The sequence below is a fragment of the Nocardia sp. CS682 genome (assembly GCF_004634405.1).
Classification (GTDB): domain Bacteria; phylum Actinomycetota; class Actinomycetes; order Mycobacteriales; family Mycobacteriaceae; genus Nocardia; species Nocardia ninae.
The window spans coordinates 3,568,293-3,594,029 of the sequence record NZ_CP029710.1; the positions used below are offsets into that span (position 1 = coordinate 3,568,293).

General features: G+C 66.3%; 25 protein-coding genes. 10 read left to right on the forward strand and 15 right to left on the reverse strand.

Annotated elements, in window-relative coordinates; translation table 11 throughout:
• Window positions 1-83: 83 nt before the first annotated feature.
• Both DMB37_RS16065 and DMB37_RS16070 read right to left on the reverse strand, forming a co-directional pair.
• On the reverse strand, window positions 84-518 hold the full coding sequence (locus tag DMB37_RS16065) for an effector binding domain-containing protein (protein WP_107659313.1): 435 nt from the start codon (window positions 516-518) through the stop codon (window positions 84-86).
• Window positions 515-958, reverse strand: coding sequence for a GyrI-like domain-containing protein (locus DMB37_RS16070; RefSeq protein WP_040738955.1), 444 nt, complete (start codon window positions 956-958; stop codon window positions 515-517). Before DMB37_RS16070 ends, DMB37_RS16065 begins: the two co-directional genes overlap by 4 nt.
• 252 nt (window positions 959-1,210) lie before the next feature.
• On the opposite strand from DMB37_RS16070, the gene DMB37_RS16075 reads away from it, so the two are divergent.
• The 3 genes from DMB37_RS16075 (at window position 1,211) to DMB37_RS16085 (ending at window position 4,637) form a co-directional block, all read left to right on the forward strand.
• Entirely contained in the window at window positions 1,211-2,503 is a 1,293-nt protein-coding gene (locus DMB37_RS16075; protein ID WP_135233418.1) for a M20 family metallopeptidase, read from the forward strand.
• 5 nt (window positions 2,504-2,508) lie between these two features.
• Window positions 2,509-3,240: a uracil-DNA glycosylase gene (locus DMB37_RS16080; RefSeq protein ID WP_135233419.1), complete on the forward strand. Its 732-nt coding sequence runs from the start codon at window positions 2,509-2,511 to the stop codon at window positions 3,238-3,240.
• A 155-nt stretch (window positions 3,241-3,395) separates the two neighbouring features.
• Complete coding sequence (locus DMB37_RS16085) at window positions 3,396-4,637, forward strand: cation:proton antiporter (RefSeq protein WP_167768859.1); 1,242 nt, start codon at window positions 3,396-3,398, stop codon at window positions 4,635-4,637.
• Window positions 4,638-4,666: 29 nt separating this feature from the next.
• Here the strand turns inward: DMB37_RS16085 and DMB37_RS16090 are convergent, their stop codons facing one another.
• Window positions 4,667-5,893: an epoxide hydrolase family protein gene (locus tag DMB37_RS16090; RefSeq protein WP_135233421.1), complete on the reverse strand. Its 1,227-nt coding sequence runs from the start codon at window positions 5,891-5,893 to the stop codon at window positions 4,667-4,669.
• Window positions 5,890-6,366 carry a MarR family winged helix-turn-helix transcriptional regulator gene (locus tag DMB37_RS16095; RefSeq protein WP_135233422.1) on the reverse strand — a complete coding sequence of 159 codons (477 nt, stop codon included), beginning with the start codon at window positions 6,364-6,366 and terminating at the stop codon, window positions 5,890-5,892. The genes DMB37_RS16090 and DMB37_RS16095 overlap by 4 nt, the downstream gene beginning before the upstream one ends.
• A 172-nt stretch (window positions 6,367-6,538) precedes the next feature.
• Here DMB37_RS16095 and DMB37_RS16100 point away from each other — a divergent pair, with 172 nt between their 5' ends.
• Window positions 6,539-7,639, forward strand: a complete 1,101-nt coding sequence (locus DMB37_RS16100) for an ABC transporter permease (RefSeq protein WP_240772407.1) — start codon at window positions 6,539-6,541, stop codon at window positions 7,637-7,639.
• Here DMB37_RS16100 and DMB37_RS16105 read toward each other — a convergent pair.
• From DMB37_RS16105 to DMB37_RS16115, 3 genes are all read right to left on the reverse strand, one after another.
• A complete protein-coding gene (locus DMB37_RS16105; protein WP_135233423.1) occupies window positions 7,589-8,758 on the reverse strand; it encodes an alpha/beta hydrolase in 1,170 nt (389 codons plus the stop codon). The genes DMB37_RS16100 and DMB37_RS16105 overlap by 51 nt on opposite strands.
• Window positions 8,759-8,827: 69 nt before the next feature.
• On the reverse strand, window positions 8,828-9,223 hold the full coding sequence (locus DMB37_RS16110) for a hypothetical protein (RefSeq protein WP_167768860.1): 396 nt from the start codon (window positions 9,221-9,223) through the stop codon (window positions 8,828-8,830).
• 141 nt (window positions 9,224-9,364) lie between these two features.
• On the reverse strand, window positions 9,365-10,927 hold the full coding sequence (locus tag DMB37_RS16115; protein ID WP_240772408.1) for a glycoside hydrolase family 172 protein: 1,563 nt from the start codon (window positions 10,925-10,927) through the stop codon (window positions 9,365-9,367).
• Between the two features lie 303 nt (window positions 10,928-11,230).
• Here DMB37_RS16115 and DMB37_RS16120 point away from each other — a divergent pair, with 303 nt between their 5' ends.
• Complete coding sequence (locus DMB37_RS16120) at window positions 11,231-12,583, forward strand: FAD-binding oxidoreductase (RefSeq protein ID WP_135233424.1); 1,353 nt, start codon at window positions 11,231-11,233, stop codon at window positions 12,581-12,583.
• A gap of 27 nt (window positions 12,584-12,610) precedes the next feature.
• On the opposite strand, the gene DMB37_RS16125 is transcribed toward DMB37_RS16120, so the two are convergent.
• The 3 genes from DMB37_RS16125 to DMB37_RS16135 form a co-directional block, all read right to left on the reverse strand.
• The gene (locus tag DMB37_RS16125; RefSeq protein WP_135233425.1) at window positions 12,611-13,468 is read right to left on the reverse strand and encodes a GNAT family N-acetyltransferase; all 858 of its coding nucleotides are present in this window, start codon (window positions 13,466-13,468) and stop codon (window positions 12,611-12,613) included.
• Window positions 13,469-13,515: 47 nt separating this feature from the next.
• Entirely contained in the window at window positions 13,516-14,112 is a 597-nt protein-coding gene (locus tag DMB37_RS16130; protein WP_135233426.1) for a hypothetical protein, read from the reverse strand.
• An 86-nt stretch (window positions 14,113-14,198) separates the two neighbouring features.
• Window positions 14,199-15,455, reverse strand: coding sequence for a cytochrome P450 (locus DMB37_RS16135; RefSeq protein WP_135233427.1), 1,257 nt, complete (start codon window positions 15,453-15,455; stop codon window positions 14,199-14,201).
• Window positions 15,456-15,732: 277 nt separating this feature from the next.
• On the opposite strand from DMB37_RS16135, the gene DMB37_RS16140 reads away from it, so the two are divergent.
• Entirely contained in the window at window positions 15,733-16,620 is an 888-nt protein-coding gene (locus DMB37_RS16140; RefSeq protein WP_167768861.1) for a triacylglycerol lipase, read from the forward strand.
• A 218-nt stretch (window positions 16,621-16,838) separates the two neighbouring features.
• Window positions 16,839-17,378 (forward strand): hypothetical protein, encoded by a 540-nt coding sequence (locus DMB37_RS16145; RefSeq protein WP_135233429.1) that lies wholly within the window; start codon window positions 16,839-16,841, stop codon window positions 17,376-17,378.
• 102 nt (window positions 17,379-17,480) lie between these two features.
• On the opposite strand, the gene DMB37_RS16150 is transcribed toward DMB37_RS16145, so the two are convergent.
• Entirely contained in the window at window positions 17,481-18,071 is a 591-nt protein-coding gene (locus tag DMB37_RS16150) for a hypothetical protein (RefSeq protein ID WP_240772409.1), read from the reverse strand.
• Window positions 18,072-18,217: 146 nt separating this feature from the next.
• Here DMB37_RS16150 and DMB37_RS16155 point away from each other — a divergent pair, with 146 nt between their 5' ends.
• Window positions 18,218-18,742 carry a DUF3237 domain-containing protein gene (locus DMB37_RS16155; RefSeq protein ID WP_206055261.1) on the forward strand — a complete coding sequence of 175 codons (525 nt, stop codon included), beginning with the start codon at window positions 18,218-18,220 and terminating at the stop codon, window positions 18,740-18,742.
• 59 nt (window positions 18,743-18,801) lie between these two features.
• Here DMB37_RS16155 and DMB37_RS16160 read toward each other — a convergent pair whose 3' ends face one another.
• Entirely contained in the window at window positions 18,802-19,275 is a 474-nt protein-coding gene (locus DMB37_RS16160) for a hypothetical protein (RefSeq protein WP_135233430.1), read from the reverse strand.
• Window positions 19,276-19,970: 695 nt separating this feature from the next.
• Between DMB37_RS16160 and DMB37_RS16165 the strand changes: the two genes are divergently transcribed.
• Entirely contained in the window at window positions 19,971-21,533 is a 1,563-nt protein-coding gene (locus DMB37_RS16165) for a peptidoglycan DD-metalloendopeptidase family protein (RefSeq protein ID WP_135233431.1), read from the forward strand.
• 136 nt (window positions 21,534-21,669) lie between these two features.
• Window positions 21,670-22,203: a hypothetical protein gene (locus DMB37_RS16170; RefSeq protein ID WP_135233432.1), complete on the forward strand. Its 534-nt coding sequence runs from the start codon at window positions 21,670-21,672 to the stop codon at window positions 22,201-22,203.
• A gap of 111 nt (window positions 22,204-22,314) precedes the next feature.
• Here DMB37_RS16170 and DMB37_RS16175 read toward each other — a convergent pair whose 3' ends face one another.
• The 3 genes from DMB37_RS16175 to DMB37_RS16185 form a co-directional block, all read right to left on the reverse strand.
• A complete protein-coding gene (locus tag DMB37_RS16175; protein WP_135233433.1) occupies window positions 22,315-22,719 on the reverse strand; it encodes a hypothetical protein in 405 nt (134 codons plus the stop codon).
• 238 nt (window positions 22,720-22,957) lie between these two features.
• Window positions 22,958-24,232: a PHB depolymerase family esterase gene (locus DMB37_RS16180; RefSeq protein WP_135233434.1), complete on the reverse strand. Its 1,275-nt coding sequence runs from the start codon at window positions 24,230-24,232 to the stop codon at window positions 22,958-22,960.
• A 59-nt stretch (window positions 24,233-24,291) separates the two neighbouring features.
• Complete coding sequence (locus DMB37_RS16185) at window positions 24,292-25,638, reverse strand: S9 family peptidase (protein ID WP_135233435.1); 1,347 nt, start codon at window positions 25,636-25,638, stop codon at window positions 24,292-24,294.
• Window positions 25,639-25,737 lie beyond the last annotated feature (99 nt).

Sequence of the window (25,737 nt, forward strand, 5' to 3'; positions counted from 1 at the left end):
TTCCCCCTGGTCAGAACCCATCTCAGGGTTGAGCAAGATACCAGAGTGACTGGTCGGTTCTAGTGCAGCTAACCAGTAGCAAGCTAGACGAGGATGGAGATGAAGAGCTCGACCGAATCCGGCCCCTGCCAGATCTCGATCTCTTCCCGATAAGCCCGGGTGATCTCGGCCGACGCTGTCGCGTCATCGACCTGCGCCCACACGTCCTCCACCGGATCGTGATAGTCGCCGTTCGGCGCGAAGCGGGCGTACACACCCTTCGGCACGCGCACCAGGACATCGCCGATCGGCACCGACTCGGGTTCGCGGTACTCGAAGCAGACCACAGCGTTGTAATTTCCGGCTGGGTCCGGCACGTACACGGTGTACATCGGGCGGTCCTCGCCCTTACGGTCGCGCAGGCGATCCTTGAGGAACTCGATCAGGTCGCTGTTGCTGACCTTGAAGCTCGGGCGCACCCGCGGCACCACCAGGCCGCCGTAGATCGCCTCACCACGCACTGCGATCGCATAAGTCATCGGGCGTCTACCGCCAGATACAGCTCGATCTTGTAGGCATGCGGATAACACTCGAAGTCACCGGTGTAGGTCCGTTTGATCTGGTTGTGTTCCTCGGCGTACGCGATCTGGGTCCAGAGGTCGGTCATCACCTGCGGAAAGTTACCGACCGAGGAGAACCGCGCATAGGTGCCGCGCGGCAGCCTCGCCACCAGGTGGCCGCGGGTGACATCGCCGAAGGACGCGCACTCGTAGCCGACGATCTGGGTGTTGTAGGTGCCGAGCTCACCGGTGTAGTCGGTGTAGGCGCTGGCGAGCGGGCCGCCGAGCTCCTGGTGCAGCACGGTCGCCCAGGCTGCCTCGAGGTCGTGGTCACGCAGCTCTCCGAGCGCACGTTTAGGGCTCCGCACCGGCAGCCCGGCAACCCACGTTTCGTCCCGCTCGACGATTTCAAACTGCATGGAAAGACTCTTTCGAGATGAATCCGGGGGCGATGCCCGCATCCGGTCGGCCAGAAAGGCCATGCTATCAACACAGACCGCGTGGTCACGATCACATGTCCGGCTTGTTATCCACGGTCACGACCGTGCCGAACTGGACAAATGACCTGTGCCGGGTAAAGCGACACCGCCGGAAAGTCACTCATGCATAGTTGACATGATCGTTCTGCTTGCCGATCAACTGGCCAACCGTCGACCCCGAACGGAGACCTGATGAACGACAGCCCGATCCACGACGAACTCGACGAGCGTGCCGCGGCGCTGGCCGACCAGGTGATCTCTTGGCGCAGGCAGTTGCATCAACATCCCGAGCTGTCCAACCGGGAGGTCGAGACCGCCGCCCTCATCGCAGGCCAGCTGCGCTCGCTGCACCTCGACGAGGTGCGCACCGGGATCGCCGGGCACGGCGTCGTCGGGGTGCTGCGCGGCGGGCGACCCGGCGACAAGGTGATCGCGCTGCGCGCCGACATCGACGCCCTGCCGGTGCCGGACGAATGCGGCGTGGACTTCGCCTCGCACGTGGTCGACGACGAATACCCCGGCGGCCCGTTCCCGGTGTCGCACGCCTGCGGCCACGACTGCCACACCGCGATGCTGCTCGGTGCCGCGAGTGTGCTTGCCGGCGTGCGCGATCGGCTGTCCGGCACGGTGCTGTTCGTCTTCCAGCCCGCCGAGGAGGGTCCGCCGGTCGACGAAAAGGGCGGCGCGCGAGAGATGCTCGCCCAGGGCGTGTTCGCCGACCCGGTGCCGACGATGGCCTTCGGTTTCCACGTGACGCCATTTCCCAAGGGCTCCATCGGGTATCGGGTCGGCAACCAGTTCGGCGCCTCGTGTCTGGTGCGGATCACCATCACCGGGCAGCAGGTGCACGGCTCGACACCGTGGCTGGGCATCGATCCGATGCCCGCGGTCGGCGCCGTGCTCACCGGCATCGGCCAGCTCTACCGGCAGGTGAACGCGTTCGAGCCGATCACCGTGTCGATCGGGCACATCGAGGATGTCGGGCGGTTCAACATCATCGGCCGCACCGTCACCCTGTGGGGCACCATCCGCTGTGCCGTGGAAGCCGATATGGCCGAGGTGCAGAAGCGACTCGGCACGCTGACCGAGCACACCGCACAGGCCTACAACACCACCGCGACGGTCGACTATCTGCAGGATGTGCCCGCGGTGCACAACAAGAAGGAGTGGATCGACGCCGCCCTGCCGACGTTCTGCCGGGTCGCGGGGGTCGACCGCGTCGTGCAGACCCCGGCGACCCTCGGCTACGACGACGTCTCGGAGTTCGTCAACAAATACGGCGGGCTGTATGTGACGCTCGGCGTGCAGGACGCCGAGCTCGCCGACAACGGGCTGCCGGTGCCCGCGCCCGGCGGCCGCGGGCTGTTCATGAACCACAGCCCGCACTTCTACGCCGACGATGACACCCTCGTCACCGGTGTCCGGTTGCACGCCCACGTGGCCGTCGACCACCTGACCGGCGCGCTGGTCCCGGATCTAGAGTGATTCCCGTGTGCCACACCATCGCCGAGCTGGACGCCGCGGTCGCCGACTGCTTCGCCTGCCCTCGACTGGTCGCCTGGCGCGAACAGGTGGCACGGGAGAAGCGTGCCGCGTTCCAGCACGAAACCTATTGGGGCCGCCCCGTTCCTGGTTACGGGCCAGATGATGCCCGGTTGTTCGTCGTCGGGCTGGCACCAGCCGCGCACGGCGGCAACAGAACCGGCCGCATGTTCACCGGCGACCGCAGCGGCGACGTGCTCTACGCCGCCATGCACGCGGTCGGGCTGGCCAACCAGCCCACGGCGACCCATCGCGACGACGGCCTGCGCCTCAACGGCGTCCGAGTGACCTCACCGGTGCACTGCGCACCGCCGGACAACAAGCCGACACCCGCCGAGCGCGACCGCTGCAAACACTGGCTGGCCACCGAATTCGCTTTGCTGGCACCGACTGTCCGCGCTGTGGTGGTGCTCGGCGGATTCGGCTGGCAGGCGCTGCTGCCCGTGCTGGCGGAGGCGGGGTGGGTCATTCCGCGTCCGCGACCGAAGTTCGGGCACGGGGTGCACGTGCAGCTGTCCCCGGCCGAAGCCGACCGCGCACCGCTGCACCTGTTCGGCTGCTATCACGTGAGCCAGCAGAACACCTTCACCGGCAGGCTCACGCCCGCGATGGTCGAGGCGGTGCTGAGCACGGCAGCCCAGGCCGCGGGACTCGACGTCGACGGGCCGTCGGCCGGCTAGTTCCGGACAACTCCGCACACCCGGTACGGCACCGTTATCGTGGTAGCCGGGGAGTCGGGAACCCAGCCGGAAAACCACTATCCATGGGATTTTCGGCACGGTTCCGACGGAGGAGCCGGGCGGCTGCGGCACGCCCATTTCGAACGGAGCGAACGTTGCCCAGTAACCACATGGTTTTCCTGCTACTGGATCTCGTGCTCATCGCGGTGGCGGCGCGGTTACTCGGCAAGCTGGCCGAGCGCCTGGGTCAGCCCGCGGTAATCGGGGAAATCGCGGCGGGAATTATCGCGGGGCCCACAATTCTGGGGGCACATTTATCCGGCATCGTTTTTCCGCAGGACGTGCGTTCCTATCTGAGCGCGTTCGCGAATGTCGGCGTGATGATCTTCATGTTCCTCGCCGGGCTGGAGATCGACCGCGGCTCGTTCAACGGCAATCGCCGGGCCGTGGCCACCGTATCGCTGTCCGCCTACTTCGTGCCGTTCGCGCTCGGTTGCGGTGTCGCGCTGCTGGTTCTGTCGAGATATCACCAGGACAACCGGCTGACCTTCGCGCTGTTCATCGGTTGTGCGCTCGCCGTCACCGCATTCCCGGTGCTGGCCCGCATCCTGATCGAGCGCGACCTGATGGGCACCAGGATCGGGCAGCTCAGCATGGCCAGCGCGGCCATCGACGACATCTTGGCGTGGATCGTGCTCGCCTTCGTCATCGGGCTGGCCCGGCCGGGCGCGGGCGACCAGTGGCGACTGCTGTTGTTCGTGCCGCTGGTGCCGGCGATGTGGTGGCTCGTGCGGCCCCTGCTGGTCCGCGCCTCCCGATCCACCGCGGCGACCAACGACAACAGGATGATCTTCCTCGCCGTCTGCGGTGCGCTGGTCTTTGGTGCGGCCACCGAATGGATCGGCCTGCACCTGATCTTCGGTGCCTTCCTGTTCGGCGTCATCTTCCCGCGTACCCACCGGCCAGTGGTGGAAACCGGTGCGCAACTGTTGAGTTCGGTATTCTTGCCGGCCTTCTTCGTCATCGCGGGACTCCAGGTGGATCTCAGCTCGCTCGACCGTGCGGGCGTCGCCGAGATGATCGCGATCCTGGTGACCGCGCTGGCCGGAAAGCTCGGTGGCACCTATTTCGCCGCGCGCGCCAACGGGATCGAGCCGCGCGAGGCCGGTGCGCTGGCGAGCCTGATGAACACCAGGGGGCTCACCGAACTCATCATCCTGAACGTCGGGCTGACCACGGGGCTCATCGGCGTGCAGCTGTACTCGATTCTGGTCGTGATGGCGTTGGTGACCACGGCCATGACCTCGCCGTTGCTGCGGCAGCTCGGGGTGACGCCCGAACTCGGGCGCTTGCCGATCCGGGCCACGGAGCCGCAGATGGTGCGGGAGCAAAGCTGAAACCAGCTCAGGCGCTTCGGTTCCCGTGGTCAGCGTCGGGTGCGGAAGGTGCGGCGCAGGTCGTCGACCCAGGCGTCGGGAAGTTCCCACGGAATGAAATGCCCGCCCGCCTCGTGGGCGGTCAGGTTGACGTGGTTGTACCACTCGGCACGATCGCTGGCGAGCCAGCTCTGCACCCGTTGCTCGGGAGTTGTTACGCCCGGCGGGTTCTCGTGGCCGACGAAGGTGATGCCGGTGGGTGCCTCGATCACCGGGATGCGATCGTGCGCGGGCGTCCACGGGTAGCGATTCGCGTTGGCGTAGTAGCGGATCGAGGTGCCGATGGCGTTGTTGACCCAGTAGATCATGGTGTGGGTCAGCAGGTCGTCCTTGGTGAAGACCGTCTCCACGTCACCGTGGCTGTCGCTCCAGGTGACCCAGCGCTGCAGGATCCAGGCGAGCAGGCCGGCCGGTGAGTCGGTGAGACCGTAGGCAAGGGTGCTCGGTTGCAGGACGTGCGCGGCGAGGTGGACGGCGAACCGGCGCTCCAGCGAGAGCAGTTGCCGGTAGGCCGGCTCGGGCAGGTCCGGTGGAATCGGTTGCCCGCCACTGAGATCCCAGGCCCGGTCACCGCTGAAGAGGGTGAGCTTCTGGCCGGAGCCGATGTGGATGCCGTGCAGTTCGTCGGCGTAGCGGTGGCCGAGTTCGCCGGTGACGAGTGCGCCGACGTCACACCCCGCCGCGGCGTATTTCTCGTGGCCGAGGGTGTCGGTCATCAGCGTGTGCCAGAGGTCGGCGACCTTCCAGAAGTTCATGTCCGGGTGCTTCGGCAGCGGCGTCGAAAAACCGAAACCGGGCAGCGAGGGGACGATGACGTCGAACGCGTCCGCCGGGTCGCCGCCGAAGGCCGCGGGGTCGGCGAGCGGGTCGATCACCTTGGCCCAGTGCCAGAAGGTCCATGGCCAGCCGTGGGTGAGAATCAGTGGGGTGGGGTTGGGTCCGACGCCCGGTTTGCGCAGGAAGTGAATCGGGACATCATCGATGGTCACCCGGTAGTGCTCGTAGGCGTTGATCGCGGATTCTGCTTTGCGCCAGTCGTATTCGTTGATCCAGTACTCGACGAGCTCTTGCAGGTACTCCCGGCGGACGCCGTAGCGCCAGTCGTCGTTGCCGACGTCGTCGGGCCATCTGGTCAGCCGGAGCCGGGTCGCGAGATCTTCCAGTACGTCGTCGGAAACATGGATGGGCGAAGGTTCCAGGGGGAACTGCGATGTCATGAATGTCCTTCCACTTCAACATGATTGGCAGCGGGTAGGTCGACGTCCATCAGCACGGCCAGCCGCTCCAGAGCAGGCAGTGCCGCACTGATCGCACGGCGCTCCGCAGGACTCAACGCCTCGGCCAGCTGCGTGATCCGACGAACCCGCTCCTGATGCCGCGTCTGCACGATCCGCGCCCCCGCCTCCGTAATCCGCACGAGCACCGCGCGACCGTCCCCCGGATCCGGCCGCCGCTCGACCAACCCGTCCCGCTCCAGCCGGCCGACGAGCTGAGTAATGGCAGGCTGAGTGATCTGCTCGGTCACCTTCAACGCGGTCATCCGCATCGGCCCCCGATGCAACAACGTATGCAGCACCGAAAGCGTTGTGAAGGTGTGCTTCTCCGCACTGGGCAACCGAATGGAAGCTCGCGTGAACACCCCCATCACCCGAGCAAGTTCATCGGCATCCAGTTCCCGCCGTCCTGCCATGCCCGAAATATATCACCAATTTATTTAAATAACTTATACACTTTCCACACCGCCACCTCCGCCCGCATCGCGCCAGCACGCGAAGCCGCCCCACACCGCCACCTGTTGCCGGCGAGGCGACAGGCCGGGCGGGTTGGGGGGTATCGGGGGTGGTGGGACCTAGTGTGCGGGGATGGCTAACCTGCATGGTCAGCATGGGCGGCGGCGGACGCGGGCCGAGTGGTGGGCGATGGTGCGGGCTTCGCCGTATCTGCCTGCCACGGTGCTGGTGCTGCTGGTGGCTGCGGCGGCGGGGTTGTTCGCGGGGTCGTATACCTATGCGCTGGCGAATCCGACGCCGCGGTTGATTCCGATCGCCGTGCTCGGGCCGCAGCAGAATGCCTCGGTCCAGCGGTTCTTGACGGAGATGCAAGGGTCGCTGGATGGTTCGCTGGCGGTGCGCGACTACGACTCCGCGGCGGCGGCGCGGTCGGCGGTCGAGGAGCAGCAGGTGTTCGCCATTGTCACGGCGCAGTCGCCCGGCGTGCGCCTTGAGGTGTCGAGTGCGTCCGGCCAGTCGGTTGCTCAGCTGCTCACCCAGGCCGCGGCCAAAGCCGGTCCGGCGGTGGGGATTCCGGCCGAAGTCGTCGATGTCGTGCCGTTGCAGCGCGGCGATCCGCGCGGGCTCGCGATCTTCTATATCTCGCTGGCCGCGGTGATCATCGGCTTCGTGGGCGCGACCCAATTCAGTGTGCACGCCTCGGCGCTGAACCCGGTCGAACGGATCGTCTTCACCGCGCTGTACGCGGTGGCTGGCGGCTTTGCCATTGCGGCAGTGGCGGATTGGGTGCTCGGCGCACTGCGCCTGCCGTTCCTGGAGTCCTGGGGCATCCTGTCGCTGACGATGTTCACCTCCGGCATGGTGTTCACCATGTTCAACACCTTGGTCGGACGGTGGGCGATCCTGCCGACCTGGGGGCTGATGGTGCTGCTCGGCAACCCGTCTTCCGGTGGGGCGGTGTCGTGGCCGCTGCTCCCCTCCGTGCTCGGCCATATCGGGCGCTGGCTGCCGCCGGGCGCGTCGGTCAACGCGCAGCACACCGCAGTGTATTTCGGTGCGCACCAACACATTTTCCCGTTCCTGGTGCTGGCCGGATGGGCACTGGTCGCGTGTGCGGTGTTCTGGATCTGGCGCCACCGTCATCCAGGCGGACGGAGCACCGAGAACGCGCACACCGCGCGATCAGGACGCCGGGAAGTGCTCGGCGAGAAACTTGCCGAAGACATGCCGTGAGAGCTGGGTGCCCCACCCCGCCCAGGTGAAGTCGTAGATGTGTTCGCCGTAAGGCACTGCGAGCAGCTGATTTTCGACCCCGACCCGGCGCAGCCGTTCGGCCAGTTCGGCCGAGCCGCGGTAGGGCGCGACATGGTCCCGATTGCCGTGCATGAGCAGGGTCGGCGGCACATTCGGGCGGACATAGGTGACCGGGGAGGCCGCTTTGTACCGGTCGGGCACCTCGTCGGGGGTGCCGCCGGTGTAGTCGATGAGGAAGGAGCGCATCCGCCCGGGCAGGCCGGTGTCACGCCACGCCTCGGCCAGATCGGGGACCGGGTAGAACGCCGCGACCGCCTTGACCGCCGTATCGGTGACCGCGCAACTCGGCGGCACCCGATCGTCGGCGTAGGCGCCCATCAGCGCGAGATTGCCGCCCGCCGAGCCGCCCGCGATCATCACCCGCTCGGGATCGATGCCGTACTTTTCCGCCTGCAGCTTGACCCAGCCGACGGCACACTTCACATCCCCGGGCGCTTGGTTCCAGCGCGCGGGCGGGGTCATCCGGTATTCGATGGCGAAGACGGCATATCCATTGTCGTTCAACCATTTATGCCACAGCGGCGCCTCGCCGCGGTCGCCGTTGCGCCAGCCGCCGCCGTGCACCCACACCACCGCGGGCCGTGGCCGATCCGACGGGCCCGCGGGCAGCTTCACATCGAGCTTCAGGTCCTGACCGTCGACGGTGTTGTACACGGTGCTCAACGCCTCGACCGGCGCTCCGGTGTTCGTGCCACCGGACAGGTAGTCATCCAAGGAGAGCTTCGCGTCGTGCCGCACCGCCGTCCCCCATGCCGCGGCCAACGGAAAACCGCCGGCGACCGTACCGAGCAGGCACACCAGCCCGGTCACCGCCGCCACCCGCCGCACCCCGACCCGGCCCTTTCGCCCGAAGGCGATGAGCGACAACACGAATCCCGTCAGACCGAGCGGGATCAGGTACAGCCCGTAGTCGCTCACCACATGCGTCAGCACCACGAAGGGCGCGGGGATGCGCACCGCGATGATCACGTAGACGAACAGCATCATCAGCACGGCCAGCACCGCCGCCACTGCCGCAACCAGCCAGCGAAGGACCATTCGCTCATTAACCCACGACCGCAGGCAGCAGACCGGCTGGCACGCCGATCGTCCCTGGTCACCTGAGGATCACGACTCCTGCCACGCCGTAATCGCGGCGGCCCAGCGCCGATTGTCGGCGAACTCCGAGAGCTGCCGACGGTTGATCAGGATGTAGATCTCCCCCGCCGTGGTCGTCTGCAGGATCAGCGGCTTTCCCGCGTTGAGCAGGCCGCCCAGCAATCTGCCGTAGAGGGCGGTGAATGGGCGGCGTAGCGAGATGATCGCCTCCCGCGAGAGGGTCAGGTCGCCGGTGTCGCTCCAGTCGGTCAGCACCAGGCCGCGCGGGCCGAGTTCGATCCGCCCGCGCCGCGGGAACAGCGCGCGCTGGCTGACGATCCCGGCCGCCCGATCCGCCGCGCTGTGCCTGCGCAGTTCGTCCACGGTTGCCGCGATATAGGTGCCACTGCGCAGTATGTTCGTCATGACGAACACCTCCCCCGGATCGAATGCCGAGCACTCCTGGAATTGTCTAGCCAGGTAGCGGTGTGGCACATCGCCCGGTCGACCCCCCGGTGTCCTCCGTAGGAGGTATCTTCCGGCCGGATTGCTCACCCGAGAGGAGTACTAGGGCCGGGTGTAGAGGAAGGCGGTGGAGCTGTAGTCGGCTTGTTCGTCGTTGGTCGGGCCGTGCTCGATGCCGAAGCGCAGGCTCGAGCGGTAGCCGACGGAGTCGGCGAGCATGAGCCGGTAGGCGGTGGCGCAGTAGTCCGGACACCCGTTATCGGTCATCCGAACCGTGGGCTGGCCGGTGAGCGGCAGGGTGTAGCGCTTGCCGTAGTCGAAGAACCAGCCGCCCTCGTAGAAGTCCTCCGTGCCGGTGCCGTGCAGTTGCGGGGTGGCCGAGCCGTCCACGTAGACCTTTTCGTCGCCCTCCATGAACACCGCGTCCCGGCCCATCGAGGTCTCGACGTGGCGACCGCTCATGGCGTGACTGACCCCGACGAACTTTCCGGTCCCGGTGACGTCGGCGAAGAGCCAGTCGCGGTTCGGTGTGGTGGGCCCGGCGTGCGACCGGGTGGTGAAATACCCGGCCTGGCCGCTGCTCAGCGCCCCGCCCCAGACCGCGTCCGGGGCGACGACCAGCTCGGTGTCGACGCCGCGGATCGGCGCACCGGTGTCATTGCGCAGCGACACCACGGCGTCGTCGGCGAACGGCATCGGCCACCACGCCGAGAGCCAGCCGCCCGGCTCCGGGCTCGTCGCGAACAGCAACGACCGCACGTCCACCGGGCCGAGACCGGCGCCGAAGAACTCGCCGATCGGCGAGTCGACCAGGTCGTGACCGTCGAACCGAATCTGTAGCCGCACCCGGGCGATGTCGGTCCCGGCGGGCAAACGCACGCGCAGTGCCGAAATAGTGCCGGGTCCAACCGCTTTGGGGAGCGCCACCGGTGCTTCGTCGAGTACGTCGACCGTGTGCGTCTGCGTCCGCGCACCGAGAACTATCGGCTTCGGATCTCTCGTTCCCGCAGCCAGGAGCGTAGCCAGCACATCGAGAGCAGGATCGGAGCGGTCGAAAGTGCGGATACCCACGGGATTCGGGAAGTGCCGGAAGGTGACGTGGTAGTACTCCACCGGTTTCGACAGACTGACGCGCATCGAATTCCGGTACGGCATCGGCACTTTGATGTAGACACCACCGGGCGACTGCGTGGCGTTCGCCACGAGTGGAAACACGAAGGGCGGGCCGAACTCGCCGTCGACCACCGACTGCAGCGGCTCGTCGAGGACGAGCTGGTCGTCCACTTCGATCCGAATGTCGCCGAGTGCGGTGACATCTCCCCGGTTGATGGTGAACCAGATCGAATCGATCTCGCCCGCTCCGTCGTCCTCGGCGACCACGCAGCGGGGCCCGTCCTGGCGCAGGCAGCCGCCCGTCCAGTCTTTGTTGCCGCCGCTGCGATCGAAGCTGGAGTACTGCTGCGCCTGCACCGCGCCGCTGAGGTACGGCAGGGCGTCCAGCCGCCGGTAGGTGTCCCACCCGACGGTCGCCTCCGCGATCCCGGCCGCGTCGCCGACCACGGCCGCGGGCTGGGCGGTCGCCACCACGGGCACGGTCAGCAGCGCCGCGACGAGCGCGACCAGTACGCGAAACGACGAGACCCTTGTCCGAGGATCGAACAGCACGCTTACCGTCTCCTCTGTTCCGTGAACCACCGGCTACCGGAACGATCGTCGTCCAGTGTGCGGCCGTCTCCACGTATTCGGACCTGTGGCCGCCCCGGATGGGCGGTTCAGCGGACCGGCGAAGCTGCGTCCAGGCGTGGACAGCAGGTGTCGCGCCACTGTTTTACGTGGTCACGACCCTAGGCTAGGGGGATCGACACCAACTTCTCGCGCGGCGCCTTCTTGCGGAGCGCACTCGGCATCGGCATAGCCGGCTGGGCATCGGCGGGTCTGCCCGGTGCGTCCCGCGCCCGGGCCGAACCCATGCCGCTAACGTCCAGCCGCCTTGCGGCTGGGGTGGATTGGAGCAAGCTCGACAAGCGGATACGCGGTCGGGTGCTGCTGGCGACCGACACGGAGTACGCGACGGCTAAGCGGCTCTTCAACACCCGGTTCGACGAGGCGAAGCCGACCGCCGTCGTGCAGGTCGGCACGGTCGACGACGTCGCGGCCGCGATCACCTTCGCGGCCGAGCACGACCTGGTGCTCGCCGCACGCGCGGGCGGCCACTCGTATGTGGGTGCCTCGGCGGCGACCGGCGCGATGATCATCGACCTGCGCCGATTGACCGGGGTGAGTTTCCGCGACGGCGAAGCCGTTGTCGCACCGGGCATGACGCTGTACGGGGTGTACCGCGAGCTGGACCGTTTCGGGCAGAGCATTCCGACGGGGATGTGCCCGGCGGTCGGCGCGGCCGGGCTCACCCTCGGCGGCGGCATCGGGTTCGAATCCCGCCGCTACGGGCTGACCTGCGACCGGCTCGTCGCGGCGTCGATGGTGCTGCCGAACGGCCGCGCGACCGAAGTGTCGCCGACCTCCCGGCCCGACCTTTTCTGGGCGCTCCGCGGTGGCGGAGCCCATCTCGGTGTGGTCACCTCGCTGACCTATCGCACCTGTCCGGCGACGCCGAAAGACATTGTGCACCTGACCTTTCCCGGTTCGGCCGCGGCGCAGGTGATCGCCGGGTGGTCGACCTGGCTCGGCACCGCCGACCCAGCCGAGTGGGCCTGCGTCAGCGTGGATGCGGACGGACGCGGCGGGCTGAACTGCTGGATACAGCTGGTATGCCCGGCCAAGGCGGGCATACGGGCCGCAGTCACCGTACTGGCTGCGACCGCGAGACCACTGAAGGTGGACTACAAGAGCCTGTCGCACATGGACGCGGTCCTGCACCTCGCCGGCGGCGCGGCCACGCAGCCGCGCGCCCAGTTCACCTGCGGCTCCGACGTTCTCACTGATCTTTCCGCAGCTGCCATCGGTGCGATCATCGAGGCGATCACCGCACATTCCCGCGCGGGCGGCACCGGATGGGTCCAGATCAACACACTCGACGGCGCCGTCCGCGACATCGGCCCCGACCAGACCGCCTTCCCATGGCGCGAGCATGCCGCGCTGGTGGAATGGGGCAATTACCAACAGATCCCGCACGAGAAAGCCGCGGGGTGGATCGCCGAGGCACACCAGCTCGTCGCTCCCTTTTCCGTAGGCGGCTACGCCAACTACCTCGAACACGGCGATCCGATGGAGCGGTACTACGCGCACAACTATCCCCGGCTCGCGGAGCTTCGCCGAAAGGTGGACCCGCAGAACCGAATACACACGGCACTGGTCAGCTGACGTGCTGGAAGGTACGCCAGTGACCGACTACGCGGTAGGTGCGGGGCGCACGAGAATCGCTCGGGCGTAAAGGAGTTGGAAGCCGATCCGTTGGACGTTCTGTTGCGACTTCGAGCCGGGGAGGGTGCAGACCACGGCGAGGTCACAGCCTGCCGCAGCGGCGGTGGCGAGGCGGGTCGACAGGAGCGTGGCTTGAACACCGCGGCGGCGGAAGGCGGGTAGGGTCGCCGCGCCACAAAGTTGGGCGACGCCTTCGGCGAGGCGCAGACTGGCGCCACCGACCGGCACGCCGTCGATGCGCGCGAGCGAACCGGTGAAGCCCTCGGCGGCGGCCATGTCGCGCATGGCGTCGTCGAGGATCTCGCGCGGGAAGTCCTCGTTCGATGCGACACCCTGGGTGTCGGGAGTGGCGAAGCCGTCGACCATGACCTCGAGCCAGGTCTCGAAATCTTCGGTGCCGACCGCCGAAACCTCCACTCCGTCAGCGAGATTCGTCTGCCTGTCCGCCTCGAGGCGCAGGCCGAGCACGTTCTCGAAGCCGGTCAGCAGGTAACCACGGCGGGTCAGGCGCTCCACGACGCTCGGATCGGCGAGCGTCGACACCTCGAACTGCACCGGCGCGTCACGCTCGGCGTAGGCCTGCTCCACCGCGTCCAGCGTGCTGTCGTCGAAGTCCTCGCCCATACCGACGCCGACGACCTTGTCGAGGGGCGAGGCCGCGCCTGCCCACACCGCGAGTCCGCTGCCGATCGGCAGCAGCAACACGTTTTCCTGCGGGTTGCGCCGCGCGGCCGCGCGGGCGCCTTCGGCCATCAAGGACCGATCGGCGCGCTCGACGCGTGCTGCCAGGTCCGTTCCCGCGAAGAGGCTCAGTTCAGTCGGCATGGCTGCATTCCTACCAGGTGGAACGAGCCGGGTGACACTGCTTTTCCTCAACCAGCGGCACGAAGCGCAGGCGATGGCGCTGCGGTTTTGTCAGCGGTGCGGCCGAGTGGGAGCACCGACACGAGCATGCCGACACCCGCCAGCGGAATCAGATCCAGGGTGATCATCGGCGACAAGGTGCTGATCGCCATCAGCACCGGACTCCACCACCGCAGTCGCCCGGCCCGGGCGAGCAGGATGGTCAGCACGATCAGGCCGAGGAAGAACAGCGGCGGACCCACGAGGTAGAACGCCGGGCGGACACCGGGGATGTCCGAGAACGCATTGCTCAGCCTGGACATTTCGGCCTTGTCCGCGGCCTGAGCCGCGAACGCGACGTCCGCGACGAACTGAACTATCGTCGTCGCCAAGCCGATCAAGGTGACGGCTATCGCGCTGTTGCGCAAGGCATTCGACGGAAGCAACCGCCCCATACCCAGCACCACCGGTATGAACAGCACCATGCCGATGAGCCCGACGATATGCGCGACCTGCCAATCGAGCCCCGGTCCGTACCTGCCGTCCGCCCGGCCGAAGAGCCGGATCACGCCGTATCCGGAGAAGAACAGTGGTGCGGCGAACAGCAGCACTCCAGGGTATTTCACGAGCCAAGCTTGGCAGGGCCGGGCCGTGCGGGGCCTCCGGGAAAACCCTGGTTCCCGAATCAGGGTGTCGCCGCGCGCATTCCGGGCTACGGCTGCGGTATCGGCGCGGACTCCGGGAAGGTGGCCGGGAGGGCGGTCAGTGCTCGATGGAACGGCCCAGGACGCCAGGTCAGGTCAGTGGCTGGTACCGCCAGGCGGATTTCGGGTAGCGCGTCGAGCAGCTGGTCGATGGCGTCCTGGGCGATCAGGTAGGCCAGCGAGCTGGCGGGGCAGACGTGCGGCCCGGTGCCGAACGCGAGATGAGAGCGGTTGCCCGCGTATTGGTTCGCGCTGATCGCCGGGTCGGTGTTGCAGGCGGCCATGCTGATCACCACCGGCTGGTGCGCGGGCAACCAGACGTCGTCGATGAGGATCGGCTGCCTCGGGAAGCTGATGCAGAAGTTCGCCATCGGCGGATCGTTGAACAGCACCTCGTCGAGCGCGTCTCGGGTGGACAGGCTGCCGCCGAGCACGCTGCCGCCGAAGCGCTCGTCGGTCAGGATCAACAGCAGGGTGTTGACGATCAGGTTCTGCTGCGGCTCGATGCCCGCGCCGTAGAGCGTGGCCAATTGGTGCACCATTTCGGTGTCGGTGAGCCCGGCGGGGTGTTGCAGCATGCGGGTGGTGATGTCGTCGCCCGGCTCGGCCCGCTTGAGCTTGGTCAGTTCCAGCAGCGCGCCGATGAGCATCTTGTTGCCCTGTTCGGCCTCGACGCCCTCGAAGATCGCCGCCATGCCGGTCGCGGCCTGCTCGGCGATCTCGGCCGGACAACCGAGCATGGCGTTCAGCACGGCGAAGGCGAGCGGAAAAGCGTACTGGCGGACCAGATCCGCCGAACCGTCCGCGCAGAACGCGTTGATCAGCGGTATCGCGACTTCGGCCACGGTGTCGTGCAGGCGGTACTGATCGACCTTGTCGAGGCCCGCGGTATTGGTTTGCCGATAGCGGGCATGCTCGGCGCCCGCATTGCGTAATGCATTGGGCCGCCACTGCATCATCGGCAGCACCGGGCAATCGGCCGGCACGCTTCGCTGCCAGGTACGCGGGTCGGCCGGAAAATGGTCGGGGTCATTGAAGATCCGCACTGCCGTGTAATAGCCGATCACCAGCGTCGCGGGCACCCCCGCCGCCAATTCCACCGGCACCAGTGACCCGTAATCCGCCCGCATCTTCCGATATGCGCCGTGCGGATCCGCCGCGAACTCCGGTGCGTACAACGACACCCGCGGCCCGTCGGTGTCGGTCGGTGAGCCGGGCGAGACGGGCACGGCCCGGTTGTGCGCGGTGGGTGGGGGCTGCGTCATCGCGAAAACTCCAGGCGGTCGAACTACGAACTCCGTGAGCCTATGCAGCCGTGGGAGCGCATGTGCCGAAATCCGCCGGGTCGAACTCGAAACGTTTTCGCGCCACTCCGCCAACATGTTTGCCACTCATTCGCCGCAATGGTTCCATGAAACGGCGAGACCTGGTGACGGGATTGGCAGTCGATTTGCCGTGTAGCTCAATTGTGCTGGCGAAAGGAGCCGTCCCGCGATGCGTGCGCGCGATTCAGGTCGATACTGCCGAGGAATCGGTTTCACCGTGGCGCTCACGATCGCGGGAATGGTCGCCGCCACTCCCGCTTTCGCCGAGGTGATCGAGGACGGGAGTATCGCACCGACGGGGGCGAACGACTGGGCTTGCGTGCCGAAGGCGACCCAACCGGAGCCGGTGGTGCTCGTGCACGGCACATGGGGTAATCAGAACTCCTGGGATACGCTGGCTCCACAGTTGAAAGCCCTTGGCGTGTGCGTGTTTTCGCTCAATTACGGACATGCCCCGTTCAGCGTTCGCGGTGCCGCGCCCGGTGTTTTCGGCACCGCCGATATTCGTGCTTCGGCCAAGGAACTCGGGGAATTCATCGATCGGGTGCGCGCGGTCACCGGTGCGGCGAAAGTCGATATCGTCGCGCATTCGCAGGGCGGTCCACTGACCCGGCAGTACCTACGGTTCGAAGGCGGAGCGTCTCGCGGTGACCCGGCGCGCAACAAGGTCGATGACCTGGTCACCATTGCCGCCACCCATCACGGCACCACGGCCGACGGGCTCGGCCACCTCCTACCCTCGGGCAGCGCGGCCGGTATCGCGGACGCTTTGATCGCCAGGGTGCTCGGTACCGCCGCGGCGCAACAGTTGACGGGCAGCGAGTTCATCCGCACGCTCAATGCCGCGGGCGACACCGAACCCGGCGTGCAGTACACGGCGATCGCGAGCCGCGTGGATCGCGTGGTCACCCCGCCGGAAGCGACTTTCCTGCGCGCGGGCCGGAATGCGACCGTCGAGAATCTCTGGGTGCAGGACGTGTGCCCCACCGACACTTTCCACCACGGCATCCTCCCCGACTCCCCCGCCGTCGCGTTTCTCGTGCACCGAGCCCTCGGCCTGCCTTACGCCGGCGATCCCTGTCCCGCGCCCGACGCGCTGAATTAGCAGCCGCACGTTCGCCCGGTTGAAGTGGCGACCCGTGTGGTGTGCGGGCGATGCGCAAACCCCCAAAAGCCCGGGGGTCAAAACCAAACCGGAAATATGCTTTGATCAGGGGAAATGTCTCATAGACAGCCCAGGATCCGTCAGCGCATCATGATCTTTACGTCCGGTGCCGTTCGTCGGGGGAACGTCAAAGGAAACCCGCACGGATTGGAAAGACCATGTTTATCGAGAAGTTGGTGTCGACCGCGATTTTCGCCATAGCGGCCACCGGAATCACCATGGCGACGGCGCACGGGGAAGCGCAATTGGCCGATGTCACGATCCACGCCGTGGACGGCCCCGTCGGCTACACGACGACCTTGGCGGCTGATCATTCACACGCCCTGGTCACCCTGGCTTCGGGCAAGTTCGTGCTGACGCCGGACGCGGTCCAGGTGGTCGCGGACGACGGCGCGGTCGTCGGCGCGATCCCGACGACGCTGCGCACCGAAGCGGGCCAATCCATGGCTGTGACACCCGCTTTGAACAGCGCCACCGAACTGACCCTCACCCCGGTGGGTGGCCCGACGGCCGCCGCGGTCAGTTCGCAGGATCTGCCCTTCGTGCACACGGTCGGCGGCGGCGGCGCCATCCTCGCAGGCGCTTTCGTCGGCTGCCTGGTCGGCATTGTGATCGGGATCTGGTTCTTCCTGGTCGGTGCCATCATCGGTTGTGCGATCGGTGCCGCCATCGGCGGATTCATCGGCGCCGTTTCGTGATACTGCCCCATCACGAAGGGTGACGCACCCCACGAGAGACCAGGAAACGAAAGGCCCGCGCGCACCCCGAGCGCGGGCCTTTTGTTGTTCTGCGAGAGCCGATTACACGCAGTACTCACACGTGCCGTTGGCGGGAAGCTGGATGAAGCATTGCGCGCACACCGCCGCGCGCGTCGGCTGCGGCTTGGTCTCCACCTGCGCGGTGCTGCTCGGCGCACGGCGACCCGCCACCTTCGGCGTGAGCGGCGGGACTGCCATGTCGGCAGGCATCGCGGCGCCGTAGAACTGGTAGCACTGCCAGCGCGCGTAGGCGGCGTGCAGCTCCATATCATCTGGAATCGGCAGGCCGGCCAGCTCGAGTACGTACTTGTAGGTGTCGCCGACCGTGTGGTTCTGCCGCACGCAGAGCGCGGTGAGCGGCGGCTCCCCCGCACCGTGGCAACGGCGGGCGATCTTGCGCAGAATCGCGTCCATCCAGGTGCGGGTCGGCGCGCCGGTATGCACGCCGGATACCTCCTGCACCCGCTCGGCCAACTCCGCGACGGTGATGAAATGCCCGTACCCGGTGGCGATCTCGGCCAGTTCCGCGTGCGCGGCCAGCGCCCACGCCACTGTCGCCTCACGCAACGACACCGCGGCGCCGTCACCCGCCCGCCATGCTCCCGCCGTTGTGGGTACCGAATTCCTGATCACCCGATCAAGTTAACGCGTGGGGCCGGGAAAAGACGAATGCCCGAGCGGATCGGCGCCGCTGAACCAGCGTCGTCGTCAAGTGCCGCGCCGGGCAGGCAGGCCCGCACACTCTTGACTATACATACGGTCGACCGTACTTTTAAATTGTGACTACCGAGACCAGCCAGAGCCGAGACATGACCTTCGATTCGCGAGCAAAGGACGTGGGTGAGATCCGGACGACGCACCTGTTCGATCTGGTCGTCGACCTGAACCCGTCGTTGGATATCGGTGCGGGACCGTTCGGGCGGCGGATTCTGTTCGGCGCGGCTGGCGGGTCGTTCGCCGGCGCGAAGCTGCGCGGCGACGTGGTGCCAGGCGGCGGGGATTGGACGCTGTTCCGGCCGGACCGGTCCATGACGGTGGATGTCCGGCTCACACTGCGCACCCATGACGACGCCTTGATCCACATGGCCTATGGCGGACGATGGACCGTCCGGCCCGAACTGCGGGACGACATCGCCGATCCCGTCAAGAGTCGCCGGATCGACCCGGCCGACTACTACTTTCGGACGGCGCCGCTCTTCGAGACCGGGGCGGAGCAGTACTCGTGGCTCAACGACATCGTCTGTGTCGGCTCGGGGTATCTGATCGAGGGTGGCGTTGCTTACCAAGTCTCCCAGGTGCTTTGACGCGAGAACGGCGAATGCGCAGCGTGCGCATTCGCCGTTCTCGTTCGACTATCGGTGACTCAGTACACAGCGAAGGTTGTTTCGCTGGGAGTGTGCGGGAAATTGGTATTGATCGTGAACGTCACCTGGCCGCGGCCCGTCACCAGCCGGAGGTTGCCGTTTTGCGGGGCGGTCCAGAAGAACGGCGTGCCGTTACCGCCGCCGAGGAATACCGATCCCGAGCCACTCGCTCCGGTATCGAGGTTTCGCCAGTCGACCACCGCGGTGACCGAACACCACGGCGCCGGAATACCGAATACCTTCAGCCAGCCCTTCAATTGCAGGTCGACCGTTCCCGGCACATCGCCGTCCGGATATACATTTCCCGTGGCCCAAACATCGCCCGCGCAGCCGATTCCGTCGGCGCCGGTGGATGTCATCGGCAAGTTGACTCCCACATAATTCGATGCGGAGGCGGGGGCACTCGCGCCGATGAGCGCCGCGATAGCGACGACGGCAACGGCCGATAGCTTGCCGAGTTGTTTGAATGGCATTCCTGCAACCTTCCAACGATGGTGGTGTGCTCGCGCTTAGTGCAATGCAAGTTTCGCGAGATCGGCACGGGGAGCGTGCGTAACGATACGTAAGCAACTACGTGGATATCGAAATTCGCCCTGGGCCGTTACTCGGCGGACGGGACCGCAGCACGAACAGGAGCCCAGGGGGCTCGGGCGAGGCCTTCGGGCCGAGGCCGGTGCGGGCTCGAGGACCGTCGGCGCTGAGGGCAGAGTGCCGAGGGCAGCGGGTGTCGAGCCAACCGTGGGTTCGGCTCCAGACCACCCCTCGACGGACGCCGTCTGCTCGATCCCGCAACCGGCATATGCGTAGACGCACAAATCTCAATTATGCGCATAACTTATCAAGAATACTGATGCCTGTTTATTGAATCCAGGCTTAAGTGTATTTATAGAATGGCTAACTCTTCCACCTGTCGCCAATCGCTTAACCTACACTTTCGGCTGGGAAGTGGGAATGCGAGCGGGCAAGTGAGACCGATCCGTTATCGACACGGTCGAGCGCCTGCCGAGCACTCCTGAGCGCCGACCGGCGACTCAGAAGTCGCGTCGCCTTTTCCGATACGTACCTACGACACCTAGTTTCGCGTGCCGAAAATACGCGACCCACATTCCCGGCCGGCCGTTTCGGCCTATCGATCGATGACACGACCGACAAAGAAAGTTGCCTTACATTGAGATCGATTGATCCACGCCTCCGCAGAGGTTGGATATTCCCCGGCGCAGTCGCCACACTCGTCATCGCAACCGTCGCCGGCCTGGCGCTGACCATCGGCCCGGTCAGCGCGCAACCGGCCACCGATGGTCCCGACGGCCTGGACGACGCGATCAGCGACACCCTCGTTACACAGCAGGTGGAAGACGCCACCGAGAAGCCACCCGTCGTCGACCGCATGCGCAGCGACGGTGAGTGGGTCTTCGGCGCCGCGACCGTCCCGCAGGACAGCGAGAGCGAGGACCCGCCGAAATCGACGCTGTATGTGGCAAAGCACGAGGACGGAGATTGGGAAGTCGCCCTGGAAGGCACCCCCGAATTCGGCCACATGGTCAGTGCCGCACCGGAATCGGTGGTCAGTGGTGGCGAGAAGGCGACCTTGACCGCCGCCGCTACCGCTCAGCCACGTTCGGCGAATTCCTCGCTCTCACTGCCGTGGAAGCAGGGCCAGAGCTGGTACATGGGCGGTGGGCCGCACGGCATCAGCGGCAGCAGCCGACCGTACAACTCGCTGGACTTCAACGGCGGCGACGGTCGCGTGACCGCTCCGGCGTCGGGTCGCATCTACAAGACGTGCGTCCGCAACGGCAGCGCCGAGGTGAAAATCGTTCATAACAACGGCTTTACCACCTCCTACTACCACATGACCGACATCATCGGCGCCGCCGACGGCACCGAGATCACCGCAGGCACCTACCTCGGCCGCACCGGCACCCAGCTGCCATGCGGCGGCTTCGCCAGCGGCGCCCACGTGCACATGTCGCTGTACAAGGGTTCGCAGCCGGTGCCCGTCAACGGAGTCACCCTCGGCGGCTGGACATTCCGGGAAGGCCCCGACGCCTACGGCGGGTACGCCGAGCACGAAGGTGAGCGGGTGCGCGCCGGCGGCAGGTTGGTCAACTACGGCGGCGGTGACAACTCGAATCCGCCGACCCCGCCGAAGCCGACCGATCCCAAACCGACCACACCACCGAAGCCGACCGAACCCAAGCCACCGAAGCCGACCGACCCTAAGCCGACGACACCGCCCAAGCCCACGACACCGCCCAAACCGAGCGAGCCCAAGCCACCGAAGCCCGATCCCACCCTGGCCAAGGGTGTTGTGCGCCCCCACCCCGATCGAAATCGCAAGGTCAACCTGCGTTCCGGTCCCGGCACCCAGCATTCGGTCGTCGGCGGGGTCCGCGACGGTGAGGTCTTGACCATCGCCTGCACCGCCCGCGGTGGCCGACTCAATGGCAAATGGGGCAGCACCGACCTCTGGAACAAACTCGACAACGGCAAATGGATCAGTGACGGCTTCCTCGAAACCGGAAGCAATGGACCGGTAGCACCCGCCTGCCAAGAGTCCGGGCCGCCTGCCCCCGGCCGCCCGCATGCCGGGACGGATGGCGAAGCCGACGACAACGAAGCGCCGGAAGACAGTGCGCCCGAGGACGAATGGTCCGACAGCGACTGGCCGGAGGACGAATGGTCCGACGGCGGCTGGTGGCTCGACGATTGGTGGTCCGACGGCGAATGACGCCGACCCAAAACGGTGGAGGCGAAGCCTCAGCCCGCCTTCACCGTGGCGGCCCCACCCATTGTGATCTGCGACATCGCTTGCTAGGCTACATTCCAGCAACTCTGGTAATCCAAATTTTAGGATGTGAGCCATCATGCGAACCTTCGCCATCCGGGTCCTACCCGGCCTCGGAGCCCTCCTCGCCGTCACTGCTTTCGCAACCCCCGCCGAAGCCGCCCCACCCGCCAACGCACAGCAAGCGCGGGACGCCTGCGTCGAATACCTCCTGCAAACCATCCGCGCCATGCCCGAAGGCACCTACCTCGAAGCGCATCCCGACCGCCAGTCGCCACCGGGTTACGCATCACCCACCGGAACCGGCAGCGCCTTCTTCCCCAACCCGGAGTACTACTCGCTCAGCTATCGATTGCCGAGCGACGCCCCGTACACCACCTTGGCCGACGCCGAATCCGCCTGGCAAGGCCTCGGCTGGCCGCCTGCCCGCAAACCGCCATACCCCAACGGCGCCATCGCAACTCAGGCCCACCCAGCCGACGGATACACCCTCGACACCATCGTCGGCGTCGGCCCCGCAGGCACCGCCGTCACCATGTCGTGTTTCACCACAGAGACATTTCCCGGCGGCGGCCCCACAGCCGCCCCAGCTCCAGCGAGCCTGGTCCGATAGCCGTCAGCCTGAGCGAGGCAGGCACCCAAGTGGCCGTTGCTATTTCAGTCGATGGGCTGATCGCCATAGAACCCCGCGACCAGCTACCACCTTTACCGCAACCCGCATCCGTCAGGCGGCGTCCAGAGCCGCGGTGATCTTGCGAGCCATCGCCGCCACAGCGGGACTGGGCTCGCCCTTACCCGACCCGACAGCGGCTTCGACCGCGACCAGCACGGTGCTGCGGAAGTTGTCGGCCTCACTCCCATCCTGCTTGCCGAGCAGGCGCACCGCCGCTGTCAAAGCAGGCAGCACCTGATCAGCCAGCTCGGCAACCGACTTACCCGGCAGGTGAATGTCTTTCGACTTAGCCGAAAGCACATGCCCCACCAGCCCCGTCGCCGAGGTCAGCGCGATAGAAGCCTGCGCATTGCCCTTATGCGGCGCACCGGCAGCCGCCAGCAACGACGCCGCCCCATAAGCAGCAGTCCGCACAGTGGCCTTGTCCTGGTCGGTCAGGGTGATGATGTTCGACATGTCGTGTACTCCTCGAAATCGGTTGTGGCACCGACCGAAACCTTGTCGGTCCCGGTCGCTGTGTTCGATGTACACACTGTCGCCGCACCAACTGACGCGGGCCTGACATCCACCTGACACCCCCACTGACACCAATGCCTAGCCAACGCGCACAGCCCAGTGACGGTCTTCGCGAGCCGCCACGTGGGACTGTCGGGATCCGGACGACGCGGCAGGTGCCGGACCCCAGCGCTGCGAGTCAGCACAGCTCCCAGTGCCCCGGGCCGGTTTCCTTGATCGTGCTCTTGCTGTAGATCGTCCAAAGGCCGAGTTTCTGCTTCGAGCCGTTGGCATAGGCGTAACCACCCGATTGATAGGCACGGCCTGCGGTGGTGTGGGCGTAGTTGGTGTCGGTCACGCAGGTGGGTGCGGGGGCGGTGGTGGTCGGGGGAATCGTCGTGGTCGGCACCGTCGGTGGCGTGGTCGGGGTCGATCCGCTCGAGAGTTTGCGGACCATGGCCGATATGGCGTCCAGCTGTTTACCGCCGTGCCAGGCATATGCCGCGTCACCGCCGTATCCCCACCAGTTCCAGCAACCGTTCGGGTTGGTGGTTCCCGCAGTGCTGAGCGGAATCGCCTGCGGGTAAAGAACAATCATGTTGTTGGTATCGGCGTACTCGTTGAGATAGGCGTTCTTCATGAAAGCGTCGCCGAACGACTGATAGCTGTAGCCCTGTTTACAGCCGTGCAAGGCAACCATCAGGCGGCACGAAACTCCTTGGGAGCATGGCGGCGGGACGTAAGCGAAACCCTTGGCGTCCATGCTTATCGCATTCGCATTGCCGCCGGATGCGAACGCGTTCTGATCGAATTGGACGAGCTTTCCGCTGAGCGTCTCGGCCGGGCGGTGCACGGTCCCCAGCAGGGCGGACAGCAGCTCACCCACCGGGTCGTCACCGCAGTCGTTGATGAAGGGGGACGCCGTGCTGGAACAGGCCACCGGCCCCAGCGGGCTGACCCAGGCGTGCCCGGCCGCGCTGTTCTTCCGATAGGTGACGTTCGCGCCGAAACCCGAGTAATAGGTCGCGAGATCGTCGTTCACGGCTTGGTGGACGGTCGTGTCGTTCGTGCCGTGGTAGAGGTATACCGCGTCACCGGCCAGATTGGCGACGGCGTCGACCTTGCCGGACGCCGCCAGGGTTCTGGTCTCCTCCGCCAATTGCGCGGGCGACTTGCGTGTTCCGTTCTGCATGCAGCCGGTCTGGGCTCTGACCGCGTAGTCGAAATCCCCCGCGCACCGGTACGGGCCCGCGGCGAATATCCCAGCACCGGAGAAGACGTCGGAGTAAGCGACGTGTAGCTGATTCGCCAGGTAGCCGCCGGACGAGACGCCCGAAACGTAAGTGGCGCTGATGTTATAACCGCGCAAGCTCTCCGGCGTGGGGCTGGGAACGGCGGCGGTCACCGAACTCATGGTGACGGCCACCAGTCCAGCGGTGGTGGCCAGAGCCGCCGCCAATTCTTTGATATTCATTGCGTTTCCTCATCATTGGGGAAAGTTCGGCCTGCGGGAACGGGCCTCACCCGGTCGATTCAGCCGCTCAGTTCGCACGTTTCCGCCGGATCACCGGACATCGGACGCGGTACCGTCGCATTCGGCGGTGGCAATAGACCTGTGCCGGACCAGCTTTCGAGCGCGGTGAAAGCGCTGCGGAAGCACGGCAGCATGGGCCGCACCAGATCCGGATGCTGCTCGTACAACCCATCGACGTGGTTGCCACCCTCGATCCGGTAATACCGATGCAGCGCAGCACGGCCCTGACCGCTGACCTGCTCGGCATAGAGATCCGATTCCATGCCGATCGGCAGCAGCGCGTCGAGGGTGCCGTGAATCGTGATGAGCGGCCGCTGAATTCGTCCGGTGAGTGATACTCGGCCCATGGCGTCCCGGACGGCGGCCGGACGGTCGGCAAAGACGTAGTCGTCCTCGGCACCGGTATAGCCGGGATCGATCTCCTGCCGGTAGCCCCGCTGGATGGGCCCCCAGTACGACCTGTCGTGATACTCCCACAACGGCTCGGACTCGGCGGGGAACCCCGCGGCGACAATACCGTCGATGGCGGCCGGATTCGCACGGTAATCCTGGAAACCGCGCGATGCGGGCGGCAGATAGCTCAGCGGGTTCGGACCATTCGCCTGCCACGTGGGCCCCTCCCAGTCCACGCCGCCGTCGTAGAGCCACGGCCGATTCTCCAGCTGCCAGCGAACGAGGTAGCCGCCGTTGGAGATTCCGGCCAGCAGGGTGCGGGTGGCCGGGCGGGCGTAACGCTGGCCGACGACGGCCTGCGCCGCGATCGTCAACTGAGTGACCCGGTTGTGCCATTCGACCATCGCATCGCCGGGAGCGTCGCCGTCACGATGAAACTCCGGCCCGGTGTTGCCCTTGTCGATCGCGGCATAGGCGTAGCCCTGGGCGAGTACCCAGTCGGAGATGATGAAGTCGTTGGCGTACTGGCGGCGATTTCCCGGTGTACCCGCGACCACCAACCCACCGTTCCAGCGTTCCGGCAGGCGAATGACGAACTGGCTGTCGTGATTCCAGCCGTGGTTGGTGTTCGTGGTCGAGTTGTCGGGGAAGTATCCGTCGATCTGCATTCCCGGCACACCGGTCGGATTGCGGGTCCCCGGAGGATGTAATCCGGCCCAATCCGCAGCCACCGTGTGGCCCGAAGCGACGGTGCCTGCCGTGGTCAAGTCCGTGAGGCAGGCGGCGTCCTGCCGCTGCGCACCCACCACGAGCGGAGCCACGCACGCCATGGACCGCACGACGGGATGTCCGGCGTTCACCGCTTCTCGCGTGTGCACGCCAACGGCGACAAGGGATCCGGCGAGCGCAACGACAGCCGTTACGGTGGCCGAGAGACGGCGAAACAGCGGCATCTTGTTCCTTTTCGAGCGGTGATGTCAGAAAGTCTGTTCGCCGGTCGGCCGCTTCGACAGGTGCGCGTCACCCACTTTTCCGCCGCAGATCATGGCGGA

What these genes read in the sequence shown, in the direction of transcription:
- DMB37_RS16065 (WP_107659313.1), bottom strand. Translation starts at nt 518, where the DNA reads ATGACTTATGCGATCGCAGTGCGTGGTGAGGCGATCTACGGCGGCCTG.
- DMB37_RS16070 (WP_040738955.1), bottom strand. Translation starts at nt 958, where the DNA reads ATGCAGTTTGAAATCGTCGAGCGGGACGAAACGTGGGTTGCCGGGCTG.
- DMB37_RS16075 (WP_135233418.1), top strand. Translation starts at nt 1,211, where the DNA reads ATGAACGACAGCCCGATCCACGACGAACTCGACGAGCGTGCCGCGGCG.
- DMB37_RS16090 (WP_135233421.1), bottom strand. Translation starts at nt 5,893, where the DNA reads ATGACATCGCAGTTCCCCCTGGAACCTTCGCCCATCCATGTTTCCGAC.
- DMB37_RS16095 (WP_135233422.1), bottom strand. Translation starts at nt 6,366, where the DNA reads ATGGCAGGACGGCGGGAACTGGATGCCGATGAACTTGCTCGGGTGATG.
- DMB37_RS16100 (WP_240772407.1), top strand. Translation starts at nt 6,539, where the DNA reads ATGGCTAACCTGCATGGTCAGCATGGGCGGCGGCGGACGCGGGCCGAG.
- DMB37_RS16105 (WP_135233423.1), bottom strand. Translation starts at nt 8,758, where the DNA reads ATGGTCCTTCGCTGGCTGGTTGCGGCAGTGGCGGCGGTGCTGGCCGTG.
- DMB37_RS16110 (WP_167768860.1), bottom strand. Translation starts at nt 9,223, where the DNA reads ATGACGAACATACTGCGCAGTGGCACCTATATCGCGGCAACCGTGGAC.
- DMB37_RS16120 (WP_135233424.1), top strand. Translation starts at nt 11,231, where the DNA reads ATGCCGCTAACGTCCAGCCGCCTTGCGGCTGGGGTGGATTGGAGCAAG.
- DMB37_RS16125 (WP_135233425.1), bottom strand. Translation starts at nt 13,468, where the DNA reads ATGCCGACTGAACTGAGCCTCTTCGCGGGAACGGACCTGGCAGCACGC.
- DMB37_RS16135 (WP_135233427.1), bottom strand. Translation starts at nt 15,455, where the DNA reads ATGACGCAGCCCCCACCCACCGCGCACAACCGGGCCGTGCCCGTCTCG.
- DMB37_RS16145 (WP_135233429.1), top strand. Translation starts at nt 16,839, where the DNA reads ATGTTTATCGAGAAGTTGGTGTCGACCGCGATTTTCGCCATAGCGGCC.
- DMB37_RS16160 (WP_135233430.1), bottom strand. Translation starts at nt 19,275, where the DNA reads ATGCCATTCAAACAACTCGGCAAGCTATCGGCCGTTGCCGTCGTCGCT.
- DMB37_RS16170 (WP_135233432.1), top strand. Translation starts at nt 21,670, where the DNA reads ATGCGAACCTTCGCCATCCGGGTCCTACCCGGCCTCGGAGCCCTCCTC.
- DMB37_RS16175 (WP_135233433.1), bottom strand. Translation starts at nt 22,719, where the DNA reads ATGTCGAACATCATCACCCTGACCGACCAGGACAAGGCCACTGTGCGG.
- DMB37_RS16180 (WP_135233434.1), bottom strand. Translation starts at nt 24,232, where the DNA reads ATGAATATCAAAGAATTGGCGGCGGCTCTGGCCACCACCGCTGGACTG.
- DMB37_RS16185 (WP_135233435.1), bottom strand. Translation starts at nt 25,638, where the DNA reads ATGCCGCTGTTTCGCCGTCTCTCGGCCACCGTAACGGCTGTCGTTGCG.